This window comes from Aminobacter niigataensis, from assembly GCF_946995915.1.
In the GTDB taxonomy this organism is placed as follows: Bacteria; Pseudomonadota; Alphaproteobacteria; order Rhizobiales; family Rhizobiaceae; genus Aminobacter; species Aminobacter niigataensis.
This window is the reverse complement of sequence record NZ_OX341517.1, coordinates 2,978,828-2,992,051: the sequence shown is the minus strand read 5'-3', so window position 1 is coordinate 2,992,051 and position 13,224 is coordinate 2,978,828. Positions and strand designations below refer to the sequence as shown.

The window sequence follows — 13,224 nt, the reverse complement described above, 5'->3', positions numbered from 1 at the left end:
ATTTCCCGTCGGTCGAGTGCTATCGAGCGTCGCCCTGCAAGGCCGCCCCTATCTCTGCAGCGTCTGTATGTACTCTGCGAGCTGGTGAACTCTCTCCTGGGTCACAGCTTCTCCGCCCGTCGCACCATAGGTGCGTTGGTCGCTTTCCAGGAATTCGCGTCCCCAGACCGGCATTTCGCGCTCGCCATGCCCTGGCACGATGTGGCGACCGTCAATTATCGCCATCACCAGTTGAAAGGGAAACTCATCGCCGTTTCGCTCCGAGAGCAGAGACAAGTCGGAAGGGGCCGTCTGCAGCTCCGTAGCCAGAGGTCCATCACCCTTCCCGCGCACGCCATGACAGAGCGCGCATGAATTGATGAACTCACTTTCGCCGTAGCCCATCTCTTGGGCGGCGATTGGCCATGAGCTTGTTGCCAGAAAGATAGAGGTTGCGATCAAACAATTCATTTCGGCTCCCCCGCGAATAGGGACAAAGCCTAACTGATCGACCAGGCCAATCTTTGATCCCTGTCAAACCTGTCGTCAGATGCCCTCCACGATTTGACGCAGCGCAAGGAATGTCCCCGCCGTTGGCGATATCGATTGCTGCTCAAGTGTCCCATCAGGCGAGAGGAACCACGCTATGCCCTTCAAGACAATTCTAACGGTCACCGGTACGCATCGCGGCGACAACGACATCAAGCTGGCGACCAGCCTGTGTGAAGAAGTCGGCGCTCACCTATCTGTGCTTGCGGTGGCACTCGCCGCCCCGCCACCGATTGGCGACTACGCGGCTCCGATCTCCGATGCCTGGATGGAAGAACGTCGCGCCGACCTCGAACAGCTCGGAAAACGGACCGGCGCAGTTTCGCACCTGCTAGCCAGCTCCGCGATATCCGCCGACGTTACCAACGCCTATGCCGAAATCGGCTGGGCCGATGAAATCATCGGTCGGCGGGCCCGCTACGCCGACCTGACCCTCATTGGACCGGAACTATTGTCGGACGGCACCCTCAAAGACAAGACCATTGAAGGCGCCCTTTTTTCGTCGGGCAAACCAATGCTGCTGGTTCCTGAAGGATCGAGGCCAAGCCTGCAACCAAGGAAGGTGATGATTGCCTGGGATTCGCGCATCGAAGCCTCCCGCGCCGTTCGTGAGGCAATCCACATGCTGACGGCCGCTGATGATGTGCGCCTGGTTCTTGTCGATCCTGTCGAAGGAGAAAGCCACCAAGGTGCCGAACCCGGCGCCGACGTCGCGACCTATCTTGCCCGTCATGGCGCGAAAGTCATGGTCGAGCGGCTTCCAAGTTCGGGCCGGAGCGTTGCTGAGGTGCTGAAGCGACATGCCGCGGATATGTCGGCAGACCTGGTTGTGATGGGTGCCTACGGCCATTCGCGCCTGCGCGAAAAGTTGTTCGGCGGCGTTACCAAGTCGATACTTAATGACCTTTCAAAGCCCGTATTCATGGCGCACTGAATGGCCAAGGCCCGATGCTCAAGCTGTCTTCGACCACAAGGGCAACTGCCTTGCCGTTAGGATGCGGGATTTTCGGCACTTTCGACGTGATGGGGCCAGATTGAACTTCAGCTCAGATCCTTGTCTCGGGCGTGACTGCGCTCGCAAGCCGGACACTTGCTTCGAACCGGCTCTGGCTGTCTTGGCGCGGTGACCTAAGAGTAAGCGCGCTGCCCAAGCGGTGGGCGATCGTGCGGCTGGCGCTGGCAGTTGGCAAGGTATCCGACGCTGCTTTCGACATCGGGGTGGGCGATGCGGTAACAGCCTGGGGATTCGGCCCGGCCGCCGCCGCCGACCTGATCCGCACGGCCCTGACGGCGCGCCGCATTCCCGCGCATGAAGCGATCGAGCTGGGCGACGGGGAGGTACGGAAGCTTGTACCCATTGCGCTCGACCTCAACGGCATCGCCAAGGGCTTCGCGGTGGACCGGCTGGCCGAAAACGCTAGCCACCCTCGGAGTCCGTGATGCACTGGCCGGCATAGACGGCGAAATGCGGGCCATGGGACGGAGGCCGGACGGCGAGACCTGGACGGTCGCCGTGGAACTGCCCGATCCGGACCGGCGAGCACCGCATTCGGTCCTGTCCCTGCAGGACAGCGCCGTGGCGACCTCAGGCGACTACCGCCACTGGGTTGAGGTGCAGGGACGGCGGCTCTCGCACACCATGGACCCGCGTAGAGGCACACCACTTCTCGATGCCCCTGCCTCAGTCACGGTTGTCCGATTGCCGGTTCGTCCGCGAATATTCGCCCGACGCTGCACGCACGGATGCTATCTGCTTCGCCTCGAAGCAGGAAAAGGGCGTCGATCCCGACTTTCCGCGCCAGAACCCCGCCCTCGCCGGGGCCGAGCACCATCAAGGCGGTGGCCCAGGCGTCGGCGGCCGCACAGGACGGGGCGAGCCACGCAGAGGGATGGAGCATTCGAATGCAGACCGCCTAAAGAACGTGCTGTTGCCCTGGGAGGTTTCCTGGGCGGGGCCGCCCTCTACGGCGGACGGACCTGGCCTCAAACGATCTGGCCTGTGGGCTCCCCATGGTCGCCTTCCTGCTCCTGGGATCCTGCACTGCCTGAGGAGTTGGAGTACCAAAACGCGGACATGTATCGGCGAGGACTCGACACTATCTCTGGCAAATAATTCATTGAAGTAGAATCAAGCTTGCCGCTTCTGCCTTTGCCACCTGATCCAGATCAATTCTCCTGCAATTCTGACGCGCTAGGATTAATCGTTCTCGCGCGTCGTCCATAGCGCGCTCCAAAGGAGAGGTCGCATCATGCTCGAGTACAACGTCGAAGCCCGTCGGGTGGATGTCCACGGCGCCCTTGCCACGACCAAGACCGCACAGATCAGTCTTGGTACCGATCCTGATGGTCGACTTGATGCTTTCAATCCCGCGGAACTGCTACTCGCATCAGTCGCGGCATGCATGATCAAGGGGCTCGAGCGCATTGCTCCGATGCTGCACTTCGACTTCAAAGGTGCCCATGTCGATGTTCATGCCGTGCGGCAGGATAGCCCCCCGAAAATAGTCTCAATCGACTACGTACTGACGGTTGACACGGACGAGACGGACCAGCGTTTGGAATTGCTGCACAGGAATGTCCGCAAATACGGCACCATCTCAAACACGATCGCTGCAGCCACCGCGCTGAACGGCATCATCCAGAGGCAGGCATGAGCAGGCTGCATAAGGAGAACCATCTCGTTTCGCGGATCGGCTGGCTTCGAGCTGCAGTACTCGGAGCCAACGACGGTATAGTCTCCACAGCCAGCCTCATCGTCGGAGTCGCCTCCGCTGCTGCTGGAACGTCGGAAGTTCTTGTCGCGGGCGTGGCCGGGCTTGTAGCAGGTGCCATGTCCATGGCGGCGGGCGAGTACGTATCGGTGAGTTCGCAGTCGGACACCGAGCATGCTGATCTCGACCGCGAGCGGATGGAACTGGAAACGCAACCCGAGTTCGAAAGAGAGGAATTGGCGCAGATTTACGTCAAGCGCGGCTTGACGACTGACCTTGCACATCAAGTCGCCGACCAGCTGATGGCAAAAGACGCTCTTGCCACCCACGCACATGACGAGCTCGGGATTTCGGAGATGACGACGGCGCGGCCGATCCAGGCAGCCTTTACGTCAGCAGCTACATTTGCCGTCGGAGCTGCGATGCCGCTAGCGATGGTGCTTGTGGCGCCCACCGCTTCGCTGGTCTGGGTCGTGTCGGCTGCTTCATTGCTGTTCCTTGCGTTTCTGGGAGCAATCGGCGCGAAGGCAGGCGGAGCCAATGTCATGAAAGCAATGCTGCGGGTTTCCTTCTGGGGCGCCTTTGCGATGGCGTTGACTGCTGGCATTGGCGCGCTGATCGGGACGGCTGTCTGAGTGAACGGCCAACTCCGGGCGAGCCCGATATCCGACACCACCCTATCCTGTAGTTTCGTCCAAAGCCGCGTGGCCTGACTGCTCCCCCTGAGCGCACTTTCCCGTTTCCAAGTACGCAATTCGCCCAACCAGGAGAACCGCAAATGATGCTGCCCAAAGATACAGTCGCAGTCGCCGACGATGGCCCGCGCCTACCCGAGAGCCGATATTCCTCATACGTATCTGTCACTAAACAGGGTAGCCTGGACCCGGGCCCTAGAATGTAGGAGCGATCCTTTTGCCTGACTGGATCACGCAATTTCCGGGCTTGTCCCGTCTCGAGCCAGCCGTACGCGACGCGCTGACCCGAAAGAGCGCCGTGATAGCGGTCCCGAAAGGTACTGTGGTCTTCGGCCCCGGCAAGTCACCAGAGAACCTGCTTCTGCTGCTGGAAGGCAGAGTGCGGGTGCAGCAGGTCTCCGAAGGTGGCCGCGAGATAGTCCTGTATCGAGTCGAGGCTGGACAAAGCTGCGTGCTGACTACTGCCTGCCTGTTGGCCCACGAAGACTATTCCGCCCAGGGCATCGCCGAAACCGATGTGCGCGCCGTGGCCATCCCGCGCGCGGTCTTCGATGAGCTGGTCTCGCAGTCGGTCGCTTTTCGCAATTTCATATTCACCGCCTATTCCAGAAGGATCACCGATCTGTTTCAGGTCATCGAAGACATCGCCTTCCAGCGCGTCGATATCCGGCTTGCGCAGAAGCTGATCGATCTGGAGCGCGGCGCACGACAGATCAAAGCCACGCATCAGCAGATGGCAGCCGAACTGGGCACCGCGCGCGAGGTTGTCTCGCGCCAGTTGGGCGAGTTTCAGCGACGGGGCTGGATCCGGCAATCGCGCGGGACGATCGATCTGGTAGATATTGCCGGATTAGAAAGACTCGCCGCCCTGGATGCTGGATAGATCTGCCCCCAGGGTCGCTTCCATCGGAGCGCTCGCAAAACAGCAATCATCCACAGGTTAAGGCGTTGCCTGTTCCCTCCATTTGTAATGACGCCATCCGACATCACACATTTTTCCAGCGTCCGGACGGCCCCCATCCGCAAACCTGTCAGTCAGCCTGTAGGTCTTTTTTCTTCCGCTTGGTGACATCGTCACTGAACGGCAAGTCGAAAGAGCATAGGCATGTGCTGTTCTCAGGAGATCACCGACAATGATTGCCAATGTAAGATTCATAGACCGCGCGCTTCGCCTTGAGGTCGGCGAGGCGCAGAACGCTGCTGCCGCTCTGCTCAACGGCTGGGCCGTCTTGGGGGTCAAGACGTGCCGGAACTAACCATTATCGAAACCCTTTTCACCCCATGGCAATCCCTCTCAGGCGGCATTCTGATCGGGCTGGCCTCGGCGCTGCTGATGCTGACCCTTGGCCGGATCATGGGAGCCACCGGCGTCCTGGCAGGTGTTCTGACCCCGTCTGCGCATCCAGATACCGGTTGGCGGCTTGCATTGCTGGCCGGGATGATCAGCGGGCCGCTTGCTACGCTGGCCGTGACCGGGCAGATGCCCGCAGTCGAGGTAACGGTGTCCATGCCGATGCTGCTGGTGGGCGGCCTGCTGGTCGGGATCGGCGTGACCTACGGATCCGGCTGCACCTCGGGACACGGGGTTTGCGGGATGGCGCGCCTGTCGCGCCGCTCCATCGCTGCAACACTGACCTTCATGCTGACCACCGGGGTGACCGTCTATGTCATCCGTCATGTTCTGGGGGCCTGAGACATGCGACTTCTGACGACCTATCTCATCGGCCTTGTCTTTGGCGTGGGCATTTCGATTTCGGGCATGGCCAACCCGGCTAAGGTGCTCAACTTTTTCGATGTGGCAGGCAACTGGGACCCAAGCCTCATCTTCGTCATGGGAGGGGCGGTTATCATCGCCTTCCTTGGTTATCGCATTGTCTTGCGCAGGTCCTCGCCGATCATCGACGCGAAATTCCACTTGCCCAACAATCTGCGTATCGATGCCCGTCTACTCGCCGGCTCGGCCGTGTTCGGCGGGGGCTGGGGCATCGCCGGGTTCTGCCCGGGGGCCGCGCTCCCCGCCCTGGGAACTGGCCGGATCGAGGTCGTCGCCTTCGTGGCGGCGCTGATCGCCGGCATCTTTGGCGCCAAGGGCCTAATGGCCCTGAGCGGCGAGCGCGCAGCCCGCGTGCTGCGCCGTGAAACCTGAACCAGAAAGGAGACCGTCGTGACAGACTATCCGATCAACATGTCCGTCAAGCCAAAGGTCGAGGCATTCTTCGACCCGGCAACCAATACCATCAGCTATGTGGTGAATGACCCATCCTCGAGCGCCTGTGCAGTGATCGATTCCGTCATGGACATCGACTATGCGGCGGGCCGGATCACCTATGACCATGCCGACGCCATCATCGACTACATCCGCAAGCACGGCCTGAAGCTGGAGTGGATCATCGAGACGCATGTGCATGCCGACCACCTTTCCGCCGCGCCCTACATTCAGAGCGCTCTCGGCGGCAAGATCGGCATCGGCGACAAGATCATGGTCGTGCAGGACACGTTCGGCAAGATTTTCAACGAAGGCACCGAGTTCCAGCGCGACGGCAGCCAGTTCGACGCCCTATTCGAGGATGGCGACACCTACAAGATCGGCAACATGGAGGCGGTGGCAATCTACACCCCCGGCCATACGCCGGCATGCATGGTCCATGTCATGGGCGACGCGGCTTTCGTGGGAGATACCCTGTTCATGCCCGATGGCGGATCGGCACGTGCCGATTTCCCCGGCGGCGATGCCGCCACACTTTACGATAGCATCCAGAAGGTGCTGGCTTTGCCAAACGAGACGCGCCTGTTCATGTGCCACGACTACGGCCCCAATGGCCGCGACATCCAGTGGCAAACGACGGTGGCCGCGGAAAAAGAACACAACATCCATGTCGGCAAAGGAGCCACCAAGGAGCAGTTCGTGAATTTGCGCACCGAACGCGATGCAACGCTGGCGATGCCAAAACTCATCATCCCATCGCTCCAGGTAAACATGCGCGCGGGCGAGGTGCCGACCGACCAGGACGGCCGGCCAATGCTCAAAGTGCCCATCAACAGGCTTTGAGCTCTGACCTCCATTCAAGGACAACGAAAATGCAAGACATCAAACACATCACGCCGGATTTCGCGGTCAGCCCGCAGATTGCGCCTGTGCAGCTCGCCGAATTGAAGGCCGCAGGCTTTACCACAGTGATCTGCAACCGCCCCGATCACGAGGATGCAGGCCAGCCCAGCTTTGCCGAGATCAAAGCTGCCGCCCAGGCGTCAGGGCTCGAGGCGCTCCACATTCCGGTCACGCCAGGTCAAACAACCAAGTATGACGTCGTCGCTTTCGACACCGCCGTGACGACGGCTCAAGGCAAGGTTTTGGCCTATTGCCGCACGGGCGCCCGGGCTCAGAGCCTCTTCGCCGCGATCCGGGGATGACCCGGCAGTCTGCCCCCTTCTGCAGATGCACTGAAGCTGCCTCTCATGGACCATGAAGAACCAGAAAAGTCTCGTCCCATGTCCGCCACATTGCTCGCACGCTATCTTCCGATCCTGCAATGGGGCCGGACCTATGATCGTCAAGCCCTGACGGGCGACCTGCTGGCGGCGGTGATCGTGACGATCATGCTGATCCCTCAGTCGCTGGCCTATGCGCTTCTGGCGGGATTGCCGCCGGAAGCCGGGCTCTATGCCTCGATCACGCCAATCATGCTTTACGCGATCTTCGGTACCAGCAGAGCGTTGGCGGTGGGACCCGTGGCGGTAGTGTCGCTGATGACGGCCGCTGCCATCGGCAATATCGCCGAACAGGGGACCATGGGCTATGCCGTGGCCGCCCTGACCCTGGCTGGACTGTCTGGGGCAATCCTGCTGGCGATGGGTCTCTTGAGGCTGGGGTTTCTCGCCAACTTCCTGTCACATCCCGTCATTGCGGGCTTTATCACTGCATCCGGCATCCTCATTGCAACCAGCCAGATCAAGCATATTCTGGGTGTCAGAGCAGGCGGCGACACTCTACCCGAAATGGTGGTTTCGCTGGTCGAGAACCTCATTGCAACGAATTGGATCACCCTGCTGATCGGGATTGGTGCCACCGGGTTTCTGTTCTGGGTCCGCAAGGGTTTGAAACCGATGCTGCGTCACCTCGGCCTCGGCCTGCGCCTGGCGGATATGGTGACCAAGGCCGGTCCGGTGCTTGCCGTGGTCGTGACAACGGTCGCGGTCTGGGGCCTCGGACTGGATGCAAAAGGAGTGCAAATCGTTGGTGTCGTGCCACAGGGACTGCCGCCGCTAACACTGCCCTCATTTTCCACCAATTTGATCGGCCTTCTGCTGCTTCCCGCGTTGTTGATTTCGGTCATCGGGTTCGTGGAATCCGTCTCGGTCGCGCAGACGCTTGCTGCCAAGAAGCGACAGCGGATAGACCCCGACCAGGAACTGATCGGTCTGGGCGCCGCCAACATCGGGGCGGCTTTCACCGGAGGATACCCGGTGACGGGTGGCTTCGCTCGGTCGGTTGTAAACTTCGATGCGGGGGCCGAGACGCCCGCCGCCGGCGCCTTTACTGCCATAGGATTGGCCGTCGCGGCCATCGCCCTAACCCCGCTGATTTACTTCCTCCCGACGGCCGCCTTGGCCGCGACGATCATCGTGGCGGTGCTTTCTTTGGTCGATTTCTCGATCTTGAAGCGCAGCTGGACCTATTCGAAGGCAGATTTCGTCGCCGTGGCCGCGACCACCGCGTTGACCCTCGTGATGGGCGTAGAGACCGGCGTATCAACTGGAGTGGTGCTATCCATCGCACTGCACCTCTACAAATCCTCGCGCCCTCATATTGCAGAGGTTGGCCTTGTTCCGGGCACCCAGCATTTCCGCAACATCCACCGCCACACCGTCCTTACCGATCCGACCCTTCTCACCATCCGCATCGACGAGAGCCTCTACTTCGCCAACGCTCGTTTTCTCGAGGATTACGTCGCCGATCGCGTCGCCACCGATTGCCCGATCACAAACGTGGTGCTGATGTGCTCTGCCATCAACGAGATCGATCTGAGCGCACTGGAAAGCCTGGAGGCTATCAACCATCGCCTGAGGACGATGGATGTGAAGCTGCATCTGTCAGAAGTGAAAGGCCCGGTGATGGACCGGTTGAAAAGATCCCATTTCCTCGATGCGCTGACTGGGCAGGTGTTTCTGTCACAATACGACGCGATGCGGACCCTTGCCGCAAAACAGGGCCTGAACTACCCGGACAACCCAAGTCATGCCGCGAGTATTTGTTCAAGGTCAGCTCTGGAGTGAACCGCGTCATTACGCGCCATGCGCGCCATCCCTGCTCGATCCGGAGGCAGCTTCAAGGCACGCCGTCTTCCTTCGCTTCGCGACCAGAAATCTGCTCCACACCGATGCGAAAGAAGAGATGCAAGGAGTGGTCGGTGACTGGCCGCTCAAACGGTTTCAGGCCACCCGGTTCCCACCAATTTACGTGCTTGCTCAGCAGCGTCCAGGCATGTTCTCGATCAGCTTTGTGCTGGGGCGTGTCATCCTTCAGTTCCTCGAAGCGGCCATCGACCAGCACGCTCCTCCATTCCCTCCCCTCGCCCCTCTCCTCGACAAGGACGCACACACACGGATTGGCCCGCATGTAATCGACCTTCTGTCCTGGCATCGAGAACGCATAAAGTCGGCTGTCGGCGTAGCAAAAATAGAAAGGCACGACATATGGTCGCCCATCCTTTGCGCATCCAAGATGCCCAAAGTGGCTACGAGTTAGAATCTTGGTGCAATCCAACGTCGAAAGTTCACGAACCCACATGACATGATCTCCCGATCAATGCGTGGCTCAGCGTGGCCACAGTTCAATCGCGCCAGCCATGGTTGGGACCACACGTGTCCCAGCATCGCCTGACAAGATGCGTTCGACATTCGAGATCGAGCCGATCGCAGCCCATTTCCCAGACGATTTAACAAAGGCGCACGCTGCCTCTATTTTTGGTCCTATTGAACCGGCATCGAAGGATGTTGCGCGAAGCATCGCGGGAGTAGCCTGTCGAACATGACGCTGCTCGGGTTTGCCATAGTCGATGGCGACCGAAAGCACGTCGGTCAGAAGCAGCAAGGCGTCGGCGTTAAGTTCGCGCGCGAGCAGGGATGCAAACTCATCCTTATCAGGCAATGCTTCTACGCCCGACAGACCGCCAGTTGGCAGCTCGGCAACTGGAACAGGACCGCAGATCACGACCGTAGACCCGGACTCTAGCATCAACTGAGAGGCGTGGGCTTCGATTGTCGCCTGCAGATGCGGCACTGCCGCCACCCGGCGATACTCTCCATTGAACTCCGAAAAATCCCAACCGCGCTGCTGGCGCAACTGGTGAGCGTGGATCCGTTCATAAAACGGTCCTATCGGTTTCGTGGGACTTCTGAAGGCCTCATCGTCAGGATTGACAAGTACCTGGGCCATCTGGGCGACCACCGGCCGGTCGCCACCAAGGCGATTGCGCAATTCGCGGGCGAGCAGATAGCCTGTTTCGCCCCCGGCCTGTGCACAGAGCAAATCGAGCCGCGTAGGCTCAGCAACGCTGTACGAAAAGGATTGCTGCGCAAGCATCGCCAGCTGGGGGCCACTGCCGTGAGTGACCAACACGTCGTGGGCGCGCGCCACCGGCGCGAGCCACATTGCCGCTTGGGATGCATTTTCGCGTTGGTTCTCGGCGGTGATCGCCTGCCCCTTGCGCAGGAGTGCGTTACCGCCCAGCGATATCACCAGTCTCATGCTACGCCTCCGTGGCTTGTTGGATGCGCCTGGGTGTTGAGGCCGTCATTTATCGCCCATGTTCACCGCGATGCGTTGATCCACGTCAATATCGGTGTCGTCAGCGCGCAAGCCAGCTAACCAGAAGTGTAGCCCCATCGACCAGATGGTGGTTACATATGATAAAGCTGGCTCGCTTCGAAAACAGAAAGTACGTCAGCGCGCAACCGCTTTACGGGGCGAGCCAAGCCGCACAACGGATGGAGCACACCAGTGCCCTTGGGCATCGCAGCCCCTCGTGCGAGCTAGTGCGACATCAATATCGGAAGGCGGAGATCCGAGAGAACACCCTCGGTCGCGCCGCCAAGTACGAAATCCCTGACGCGCGAATGGCCATATCCGCCCATCACGAGCAAGTCCGTACCCAACTCGATCGCTCGCTCCTGCAGCGTGACTGCGATCGGACAGTCTTCCGCTTTGATATCCATTGCATCAGCGTTCAAGCCACGCTTTCTCAACAAAGCCGCCAGCCTCTCGGCGCCGTCCACGGCCTTAAGGGGCTTTTCGTCGACGACGGCAAGGACGTGAACCCTTGAGGCATGCGCTAGAAACGGCAGCGCATCGGCAACTGCGCGGGCAGCCACTCGACTGCCATCCCAGGCGATCGAAACATGCTCTATCCTGGCAGCACTTGCCGAGTCAGGCAGCAGGACCGTCGGCTTGCCAGAACCGAAGATAACCGCCTCTGCAATCATGCGAGAGGTCTGGTTGTCCGTTTCCCAGCCTACGACACAGATGTCGAAATACCGGGCCTGTTCCATGGCGACGTCGCCCTGTGCGGCAAGGAGGACGGCCTCGGATGCGGTAGTGACAGCAACATCCTGTCTCGCGCCCTCATCGACAACTTTGGCAAGGAGCCGCCCACCGGCTTGCAGGCTCAAGGTCTCGGCTTCTCGGATGCGTGCTGGAAGATCCAACAGGATGCGTGAAAGTGGGCTCGAAACTGGCGGAATTCTCGCATGGAGTGCGAGGGCGTGCAGATCGGCGTGAAGTTGCGCTGCAATGGCGACAGCGTTGACGGTCACAGCGTCCGTGTTCGCGTCGGGAAATGTCGCCAACGGAAGAAAAACCTGAATTTTCATTCTGCGTCTCCTTAGGCAAGAGCTTTTGCATCAGGCAGCCAAACCGCCCCGCAACTGATCTACATTGATCGCTGCGATGAGGCGCAGCATTGATCTGGAGCAATCTCGCAAGACAAAAGAGGGCCATAAGCCGTCAAGCGTGTTTCAAAGCTGATATCATCTTGACGGATGCCGTAGCTTCCGCTCCTCCGCCGCACATCTGAGAACCTCGGTCACGTCATCATCCGTCAGTTGCGGAAAGCTAACGTAATGATACCCAAGCGCCAGGAAGCGGCCCGGCTTGCTCAGGCAGACGACCTTGTCCGCTTCTTGTTCGATGGTGGCGAGCGCGTCAGACGACGCGACGGGAATTGCAACGACAGTCTGGAGTGGGCCTCGACGCTTGATCGCACGCAATGCCACCTTGATCGTCGTTCCAGTTGCGGCACCGTCGTCGACAAGAATCGCCGTCCTGCCCGCGAGCGATCGCGGTCCAGCGGAGCCGCGATAGAGCTGCCGTCGACGTTCCAACTCGGGGCGCTCCATCTTGATCAGAGCTGCCAGTTCGTCATCACTGAGCGAATACGCTTCAACAATCTCTCGATTGATGACCACGTCAGGCGGGTCACCGTCCACAATTGCCGCAACCGCCAGTTCAGGATTCGTCGGGGCTCCAACCTTGCGAACTATGAGAATGTCGAGAGGTGCATCAAGTGCCTTTGCAACTGCCGCAGCTACGGGCAAGCCCCCACGGGGAAGTGCCAGAACTACAGGCTTGCGGAGCTGGCTGGCCTGCAATTCGCGTCCAAGTTTTTCGCCTGCTTCCTGTCTATCGCGGAACATCGACTGTCATTCCGGCCACAATCGCCGCAGCGACTTGCGCATCGAATTCCTGACCTGAACGATCTCGCCATGCGAAAGGTGTCGATCCAGAAGACTGAAAACAGCACCTATCGCCTCATCAAGATTAATGCTCGAATCGTGGCCAAAGGTTTCAGTAACCCGCATAACGAACTCGCGCTTTTCACGCTCCGCGGCCGGCGATGTGGCCGGGTTCCATCCCTCGAAGTACATCCCTCGGATCAGCTCTGGCAGTTGCGATGAAAGGTCCGCTGACTCTTCGGGCGACAGCCAGTCGCGCAACGTCGGCAATACAGCTTTCAACAGCCGATGAGCTCGGTGCTCAGGCCAACCAAGATCAGCTGCCAACTCATTTGCCCATTGCTGAGCCTGTTGGGCGGCATGAGAGAAACTCGAACTTGAAGCGTGGCTCATCGTCTTCACTCCTTGTGCATCAAAGGAACAATGCGCTCTTCATGACCAGGCTTCATTGAGCAAGATCAATCCGCGATTGGCCGCGTCGGATTCATGTCGTCAGTCCGATCTGGATCAGTTTTCGGACGGCCCGGAGGGAAAGCGGCACCCGACCGTCGGCTAGAGGC

The 13,224-nt window shown here is 59.9% G+C and carries 17 protein-coding genes; 11 read left to right on the top strand and 6 right to left on the bottom strand.

Annotated features, from left to right (window positions below; genetic code table 11):
- Positions 1 to 48 precede the first annotated feature (48 nt).
- Positions 49 to 450: a c-type cytochrome gene (locus tag O1Y97_RS14590; protein WP_055977418.1), complete on the bottom strand. Its 402-nt coding sequence runs from the start codon at positions 448 to 450 to the stop codon at positions 49 to 51.
- Positions 451 to 625: 175 nt separating this feature from the next.
- Here O1Y97_RS14590 and O1Y97_RS14585 point away from each other — a divergent pair, with 175 nt between their 5' ends.
- The 11 genes from O1Y97_RS14585 (at position 626) to O1Y97_RS14535 (ending at position 9,208) form a co-directional block, all read left to right on the top strand.
- Positions 626 to 1,462 (top strand): universal stress protein, encoded by an 837-nt coding sequence (locus O1Y97_RS14585; protein ID WP_055977421.1) that lies wholly within the window; start codon positions 626 to 628, stop codon positions 1,460 to 1,462.
- 230 nt (positions 1,463 to 1,692) lie between these two features.
- Entirely contained in the window at positions 1,693 to 1,968 is a 276-nt protein-coding gene (locus tag O1Y97_RS14580) for an FAD:protein FMN transferase (RefSeq protein ID WP_256371622.1), read from the top strand.
- 25 nt (positions 1,969 to 1,993) lie between these two features.
- Positions 1,994 to 2,641 (top strand): FAD:protein FMN transferase, encoded by a 648-nt coding sequence (locus tag O1Y97_RS14575; RefSeq protein WP_318761485.1) that lies wholly within the window; start codon positions 1,994 to 1,996, stop codon positions 2,639 to 2,641.
- Between the two features lie 136 nt (positions 2,642 to 2,777).
- Entirely contained in the window at positions 2,778 to 3,182 is a 405-nt protein-coding gene (locus O1Y97_RS14570; protein ID WP_055977424.1) for an OsmC family protein, read from the top strand.
- The gene (locus O1Y97_RS14565; protein WP_055977428.1) at positions 3,179 to 3,874 is read left to right on the top strand and encodes a VIT1/CCC1 transporter family protein; all 696 of its coding nucleotides are present in this window, start codon (positions 3,179 to 3,181) and stop codon (positions 3,872 to 3,874) included. Before O1Y97_RS14570 ends, O1Y97_RS14565 begins: the two co-directional genes overlap by 4 nt.
- Before the next feature lie 277 nt (positions 3,875 to 4,151).
- Positions 4,152 to 4,817 (top strand): Crp/Fnr family transcriptional regulator, encoded by a 666-nt coding sequence (locus O1Y97_RS14560; RefSeq protein WP_199914478.1) that lies wholly within the window; start codon positions 4,152 to 4,154, stop codon positions 4,815 to 4,817.
- A gap of 360 nt (positions 4,818 to 5,177) precedes the next feature.
- Positions 5,178 to 5,627: a YeeE/YedE family protein gene (locus O1Y97_RS14555; protein WP_055977434.1), complete on the top strand. Its 450-nt coding sequence runs from the start codon at positions 5,178 to 5,180 to the stop codon at positions 5,625 to 5,627.
- 3 nt (positions 5,628 to 5,630) lie between these two features.
- The gene (locus O1Y97_RS14550; protein ID WP_055977437.1) at positions 5,631 to 6,080 is read left to right on the top strand and encodes a DUF6691 family protein; all 450 of its coding nucleotides are present in this window, start codon (positions 5,631 to 5,633) and stop codon (positions 6,078 to 6,080) included.
- Between the two features lie 39 nt (positions 6,081 to 6,119).
- The gene (locus O1Y97_RS14545; RefSeq protein ID WP_055977750.1) at positions 6,120 to 6,983 is read left to right on the top strand and encodes an MBL fold metallo-hydrolase; all 864 of its coding nucleotides are present in this window, start codon (positions 6,120 to 6,122) and stop codon (positions 6,981 to 6,983) included.
- 29 nt (positions 6,984 to 7,012) lie between these two features.
- The gene (locus O1Y97_RS14540) at positions 7,013 to 7,345 is read left to right on the top strand and encodes a TIGR01244 family sulfur transferase (protein ID WP_055977439.1); all 333 of its coding nucleotides are present in this window, start codon (positions 7,013 to 7,015) and stop codon (positions 7,343 to 7,345) included.
- 45 nt (positions 7,346 to 7,390) lie between these two features.
- A complete protein-coding gene (locus O1Y97_RS14535; protein ID WP_404801179.1) occupies positions 7,391 to 9,208 on the top strand; it encodes a SulP family inorganic anion transporter in 1,818 nt (605 codons plus the stop codon).
- A 52-nt stretch (positions 9,209 to 9,260) separates the two neighbouring features.
- Here the strand turns inward: O1Y97_RS14535 and O1Y97_RS14530 are convergent, their stop codons facing one another.
- The 5 genes from O1Y97_RS14530 to O1Y97_RS14510 form a co-directional block, all read right to left on the bottom strand.
- Positions 9,261 to 9,722 (bottom strand): pyridoxamine 5'-phosphate oxidase family protein, encoded by a 462-nt coding sequence (locus O1Y97_RS14530; RefSeq protein ID WP_055977446.1) that lies wholly within the window; start codon positions 9,720 to 9,722, stop codon positions 9,261 to 9,263.
- A 27-nt stretch (positions 9,723 to 9,749) separates the two neighbouring features.
- Positions 9,750 to 10,682, bottom strand: coding sequence for an amino acid kinase family protein (locus O1Y97_RS14525; protein ID WP_055977450.1), 933 nt, complete (start codon positions 10,680 to 10,682; stop codon positions 9,750 to 9,752).
- A 284-nt stretch (positions 10,683 to 10,966) separates the two neighbouring features.
- Positions 10,967 to 11,803 carry a universal stress protein gene (locus O1Y97_RS14520; RefSeq protein WP_055977453.1) on the bottom strand — a complete coding sequence of 279 codons (837 nt, stop codon included), beginning with the start codon at positions 11,801 to 11,803 and terminating at the stop codon, positions 10,967 to 10,969.
- Between the two features lie 156 nt (positions 11,804 to 11,959).
- Positions 11,960 to 12,625 (bottom strand): phosphoribosyltransferase, encoded by a 666-nt coding sequence (locus O1Y97_RS14515; protein WP_055977456.1) that lies wholly within the window; start codon positions 12,623 to 12,625, stop codon positions 11,960 to 11,962.
- 6 nt (positions 12,626 to 12,631) lie between these two features.
- Positions 12,632 to 13,057, bottom strand: coding sequence for a DUF2267 domain-containing protein (locus tag O1Y97_RS14510; RefSeq protein WP_055977459.1), 426 nt, complete (start codon positions 13,055 to 13,057; stop codon positions 12,632 to 12,634).
- Positions 13,058 to 13,224 lie beyond the last annotated feature (167 nt).

Bases quoted from the DNA above. Each gene is read 5' to 3' on its own strand.
- O1Y97_RS14545 (WP_055977750.1), top strand. From the start codon at position 6,120: ATGTCCGTCAAGCCAAAGGTCGAGGCATTCTTCGACCCGGCAACCAAT.
- O1Y97_RS14510 (WP_055977459.1), bottom strand. From the start codon at position 13,057: ATGAGCCACGCTTCAAGTTCGAGTTTCTCTCATGCCGCCCAACAGGCT.
- O1Y97_RS14585 (WP_055977421.1), top strand. From the start codon at position 626: ATGCCCTTCAAGACAATTCTAACGGTCACCGGTACGCATCGCGGCGAC.
- O1Y97_RS14550 (WP_055977437.1), top strand. From the start codon at position 5,631: ATGCGACTTCTGACGACCTATCTCATCGGCCTTGTCTTTGGCGTGGGC.
- O1Y97_RS14525 (WP_055977450.1), bottom strand. From the start codon at position 10,682: ATGAGACTGGTGATATCGCTGGGCGGTAACGCACTCCTGCGCAAGGGG.
- O1Y97_RS14590 (WP_055977418.1), bottom strand. From the start codon at position 450: ATGAATTGTTTGATCGCAACCTCTATCTTTCTGGCAACAAGCTCATGG.
- O1Y97_RS14520 (WP_055977453.1), bottom strand. From the start codon at position 11,803: ATGAAAATTCAGGTTTTTCTTCCGTTGGCGACATTTCCCGACGCGAAC.
- O1Y97_RS14530 (WP_055977446.1), bottom strand. From the start codon at position 9,722: ATGTGGGTTCGTGAACTTTCGACGTTGGATTGCACCAAGATTCTAACT.
- O1Y97_RS14535 (WP_404801179.1), top strand. From the start codon at position 7,391: ATGGACCATGAAGAACCAGAAAAGTCTCGTCCCATGTCCGCCACATTG.
- O1Y97_RS14540 (WP_055977439.1), top strand. From the start codon at position 7,013: ATGCAAGACATCAAACACATCACGCCGGATTTCGCGGTCAGCCCGCAG.
- O1Y97_RS14515 (WP_055977456.1), bottom strand. From the start codon at position 12,625: ATGTTCCGCGATAGACAGGAAGCAGGCGAAAAACTTGGACGCGAATTG.
- O1Y97_RS14565 (WP_055977428.1), top strand. From the start codon at position 3,179: ATGAGCAGGCTGCATAAGGAGAACCATCTCGTTTCGCGGATCGGCTGG.
- O1Y97_RS14570 (WP_055977424.1), top strand. From the start codon at position 2,778: ATGCTCGAGTACAACGTCGAAGCCCGTCGGGTGGATGTCCACGGCGCC.
- O1Y97_RS14575 (WP_318761485.1), top strand. From the start codon at position 1,994: ATGCGGGCCATGGGACGGAGGCCGGACGGCGAGACCTGGACGGTCGCC.